Origin of the sequence: Dialister sp. CAG:357 (genome assembly GCF_000435155.1) — a bacterium.
Lineage (GTDB): Bacteria > Bacillota > Negativicutes > Veillonellales > Dialisteraceae > Dialister > Dialister hominis.
Window position 1 is genome coordinate 1 of record NZ_FR896473.1, and the last position, 4,355, is coordinate 4,355.

Sequence of the window (4,355 nt, forward strand, 5' to 3'; positions counted from 1 at the left end):
TCCTGAAGCAGGGTTCGAACCTGCGACATCGTGATTAACAGTCACGCGCTCTACCGGCTGAGCTATTCAGGAATCCGTACGAAAGGTACTTCAATATAATAACAAACGGACTTAAATTTTGCAACACCTTTTTTCAATCTTATGATTAAAAGATAATGAAAAATTTACATTAGCAGAAATCTCATTGTATGAGATAACCGGAATATAATATTGATGCATTGAAACAAGATTCGCTGCAGAAGTTTAATACCTAGGAAAAGCAATCAGTCAGTATGCATTTCACCCACCAATTAGAGCAAGAAAAAGGCACCATGGAGTTTCCGTCACATGGTGTCTTTCGATTTGGTGGGCGATAACAGGATCGAAACGGTTCGAAAGTGAACCCTTTTTGAAGGAGCAAAGCGACGCGCAAAAAGGAGTGAACCTCGATGCAGTGAGGTTAAATGACAAGTGGGATAGCTGGTAAGCCTGCGTCCGCCCACAAAAAAGCAAAAGAAAAAGGCATCACGGAGATCAATCACGTGATGTCTTCTTATCTTGGTGGGCGATGACAGGATCGAACTGCCGACATTCTGCTTGTAAGGCAGACGCTCTCCCAGCTGAGCTAATCGCCCGTGTATCTGATGTTTATTATGCCTCATTTATGAGAAAAATGCAAGCCCTAATCAGGAATTCTCATAAAATTCAGTATATACAGCTATTTCAGGTGAGCATAAGAATGCTTGTGTATATACTTTTTATTTCAAATACATAAGAAGACAATGCATTTTCTTGCGCCCTTTGTGACATCGTGCTAAGATTAGCATCTGAACACTAAAGAAAGGGGCAGTATGATGCCAGGTAGTGAAATGTATAAGAGCCGCTGGACGGTATTTTCCATGTCGGTTCCTATTTTTGTAGAAACAACGCTTCAAATGATGGTGCCCAACGTGGATCAGTTCATGCTGAGTCATTATTCTCAGGATTCCGTGGCAGCCGTAGGCAATGATAATGTCATATTTAATTTAGTTATCCTGACACTCGCAGTCCTTTCGCAGGCTGCGACGATTTTAATTGCACATTACAGGGGCGCCGGGAATCTTTCCAAGGTCAGTGAAGTATGTACGGTTTCATTGACTGTCAATCTGGTACTGGGGCTTGTGATCAGTGCCGCGCTTTTCATCTTTGATGATTTCTTTTTGAATGTTTTAGGAATGCCGGATGAAATACGTGCGGATGCTTCTCTTTATTTACGATGGATTGGCATATTTATTTTCATCCAGAGCATGTACATGGCTTTTATTTCCTTTCTCAGGGGATTTTCCCAGCTTAAACTGACGATGCTCTGCTCCCTGGTCATGAATGTATTCAATATCGGCGGCAATATGCTTCTGATCCATGGCTGGGGACCGATTCCGTCCCTGGGCGTGGCCGGTGTCTGCATATCGACAAATATTTCTAAATTTATCGGTTTCTTTTTGATCCTTTACTTATTCCACAAGTACACGCCTGCCAGATTTTCGATGTCTTATTTAAGACCGTTCCCATGGAAAACATTCCACAAGATTCTTTATCTGGGCGTACCGTCAGCTGGAGAAACGTTTTCTTATCAGTTTTCTCAGGCTATGATTATGAAGTTTGTCAATCTTTTTGGCGTCGTTGTTATTACGACAAAAGTTTACTGCTATATCATAGCGATGGTCAGTTATGTGTATTCCCAGTCGCTTGCGATGGCGACGCAGATTCTGGTCGGCTATTTCAAAGGGGCAGGGGATAATGATGAAGTTGATAAACGTGTCAAATTTACAATTTCAGTAGCCATGCTTCTCTCCGGGACAATATCGACGCTGCTATACCTCAATGCGGATGCGGTTCTTTCTATTTTCACGGACGATCCGGCAGTCCATGCTCTGGGGAAAACAATTCTTTTCATTGAAATATTCCTGGAAATCGGCCGTGCAGTCAATATGAGCATGGTTATGGCACTTAATGCGGCTGGTGATGTCAGGGCGCCTGTAACCATAGGTATTATTTTCATGTGGTCTGTAGCTACATTCGGATCCTGGCTCCTGGGCGTCCATTGGGGATGGGGCCTGGCAGGAATCTGGATTGCTATGGCAGCGGATGAATGCACGAGAGGACTTGTCTTCTTCTGGCGCTGGCATCAGGGTGTGTGGAGGAAGCGCTTTGCCTGAGCCTTTTAAATCTTCAGATTTGTATTTTAAATTGTCAGCACAGGTAAAAAATACGGCCTGTGTTGACAGGTCATAGATGGAATGCTATAGTAGATGCAATCAAACGCAGGGAAGAAAGAGAGTACGTTTTCTGAATCCATCATAGAGAGTCCGGACGGTGAAAGCGGATATGGAAGGAATACGGAAGTGCATTTTTGAGCGTGAAGAGCCGAAACAGAGTAAGCTTTTCCGGGAGCTCCCGATACAGGGCTTGAGTCCTTAGGAAAAAGGACTTATCGAGGCATGTGTGGTGACACATATGCGAAATTGGGTGTGAATCACGAGTCTCTCGTCCCATGGTTGGGGTGAGGGCTTTTTTATTGCAAAAAGCCCTGCCCGAGAAATTTTTTCAGGAGGTCTTACTATGGAGAAGAAAGAAGGAGTTCAGGACATAGCGGATAAGGTCTTGAAAGCCAACAAGACGCAACGTCAGGGACGGCAGTTTATGTTATGGATCTTGGCGCTTGTCGTTGGTGCCGCACTTGGATGGCTTGGCATCAAACCGCTGAATGAACTTTTCACATTTATTGCAACAGTATTTACCAGACTGTTCCAGTTTATCGCCGTACCGACGATTGCACTGGCAGTGATTACTACACTTGCTGCATTGGGCGGCAATAAGAATACGGGACGTATTTTTGCTCATGCTGTTACTTATACGCTCCTTACTACATTCTGTGCAGCCGGCATCGGACTTGCCATGTTCCTCTGGATTGCACCGGGAAATCTTCCTGCTGATGTAGTTGGTGCAGGTGCAGCCAGTGTCCCGCAGAATCTGGAACATCTTTCCTACTATGATCATATTCTGGGAGTTATTCCGAATAATATGATTCAGCCGTTCCTTTCCGGGAATGTCCTTGCTGTTATGCTGATTGCCGCTTCCTTTGGTCTTGGACTTGCTTTCATGCCAAAGACAGAAAACAGGGAAACGCTGCTGAAGGGAATCCTCGGTTTCCAGGAACTGCTCTTCACACTGATCAAAGCACTGCTGTATATTCTTCCGGTCGGCATTCTGGCATTTGCCGCTCAGCTTTCTGCACAGATTGAAGCAGGCGTCATTGTCGGAGCTCTTGGAAAATACACGTTGGTTATTATTGGAAGCAACTGCATCCAGTTCTTCCTTGTACTGCCGGTATTCCTTCTGCTTCGCGGACTGAATCCAATTTCTGTATTCCGTAAAATGTCACCGGCGATAGCTGTTGCTCTTTTCACAAAGAGTTCGGCCGGCACACTGCCTGTCACACTGGCTTCTGCTGAAACGAATCTGAAAGCAGATCCGGCTGTTTCCCGCTTTGTCCTTCCAATCTGCACGACTATCAACATGAACGGCTGTGCAGCTTTCATTCTCGTTACTTCCCTGTTCGTTATGCAGAATGCAGGATATTCGCTGGATATGCCGACTATGCTGACATGGCTCGTCGTTGCTGTCATTGCAGCCATCGGCAATGCGGGCGTTCCGATGGGATGCTATTTCCTGACACTGTCTCTTATGAGCGGTATCGGTGCACCAATAGGACTCATGGGTATCATTCTTCCAATCTATACAATCATTGACATGATTGAAACCGCAGAAAACGTATGGTCTGATTCCTGCGTATGCGCTATGACCGACCATGATCTGGAAGGGAAACTCGAACCGGCCGCTGCTGTAGAAGCATAATAGAAAAATAAAAAGAGAGGGGAGAAATCTCCTCTTTTTTCTGTGCAATTTGACCATGGAAAAAGGGGATGTGACAAAATCCGATAAAACGCTATTTTCCCTTTTCTCGAACGAAGTTCGGTTTAAGGGTGTTTGAGCTCGCCCCGTAGGGGGAGCTGGCGACTAAGTTCAAAACCGTACAACTGCAGCTTTGCTGCGAGGGAACTTCATCTCATTCCCGGTCTCCGACCGGACCTTCTCCTTCGGAGCAAGGTTAACACCCTTAAACCAAGCTCCGCTTGTTGGAAAACCTTATTACCTCGCTTCGCTCGACGAAATGCAACTCATCCGCCCGACCTTTTTAGAAACTGCACCGGGGGTGCGGATATTTTTTTGGACCATTCTGGTAGTACTTACATCATATAAAATCAATACACATCGATGCTGGATAATCCTATAATGAAATTTTGGGTTATAGGACAAAACGTGTTGGTAATTAATCC

2 protein-coding genes, 2 tRNA genes and 1 other annotated feature are annotated in these 4,355 nt (G+C 45.1%); of the genes, 2 read left to right on the forward strand and 2 right to left on the reverse strand.

Annotated elements, in window-relative coordinates:
- Positions 1-72 (reverse strand) — tRNA-Asn (locus M3200_RS08935).
- 466 nt (positions 73-538) lie between these two features.
- Positions 539-614: transfer RNA gene (locus M3200_RS08940), tRNA-Val, on the reverse strand.
- A gap of 216 nt (positions 615-830) precedes the next feature.
- On the opposite strand from M3200_RS08940, the gene M3200_RS08945 reads away from it, so the two are divergent.
- Both M3200_RS08945 and M3200_RS08950 read left to right on the forward strand, forming a co-directional pair.
- Positions 831-2,174, forward strand: a complete 1,344-nt coding sequence (locus M3200_RS08945) for an MATE family efflux transporter (protein ID WP_231939296.1) — start codon at positions 831-833, stop codon at positions 2,172-2,174.
- A 99-nt stretch (positions 2,175-2,273) separates the two neighbouring features.
- Positions 2,274-2,513, forward strand: a binding site (T-box leader).
- Between the two features lie 64 nt (positions 2,514-2,577).
- Positions 2,578-3,873, forward strand: a complete 1,296-nt coding sequence (locus tag M3200_RS08950) for a dicarboxylate/amino acid:cation symporter (protein WP_022383181.1) — start codon at positions 2,578-2,580, stop codon at positions 3,871-3,873.
- Positions 3,874-4,355: the final 482 nt, after the last annotated feature.

Excerpts from the sequence above, each read along its gene's own strand:
- M3200_RS08950 (WP_022383181.1), top strand. The coding sequence starts at position 2,578 with ATGGAGAAGAAAGAAGGAGTTCAGGACATAGCGGATAAGGTCTTGAAA.
- M3200_RS08945 (WP_231939296.1), top strand. The coding sequence starts at position 831 with ATGATGCCAGGTAGTGAAATGTATAAGAGCCGCTGGACGGTATTTTCC.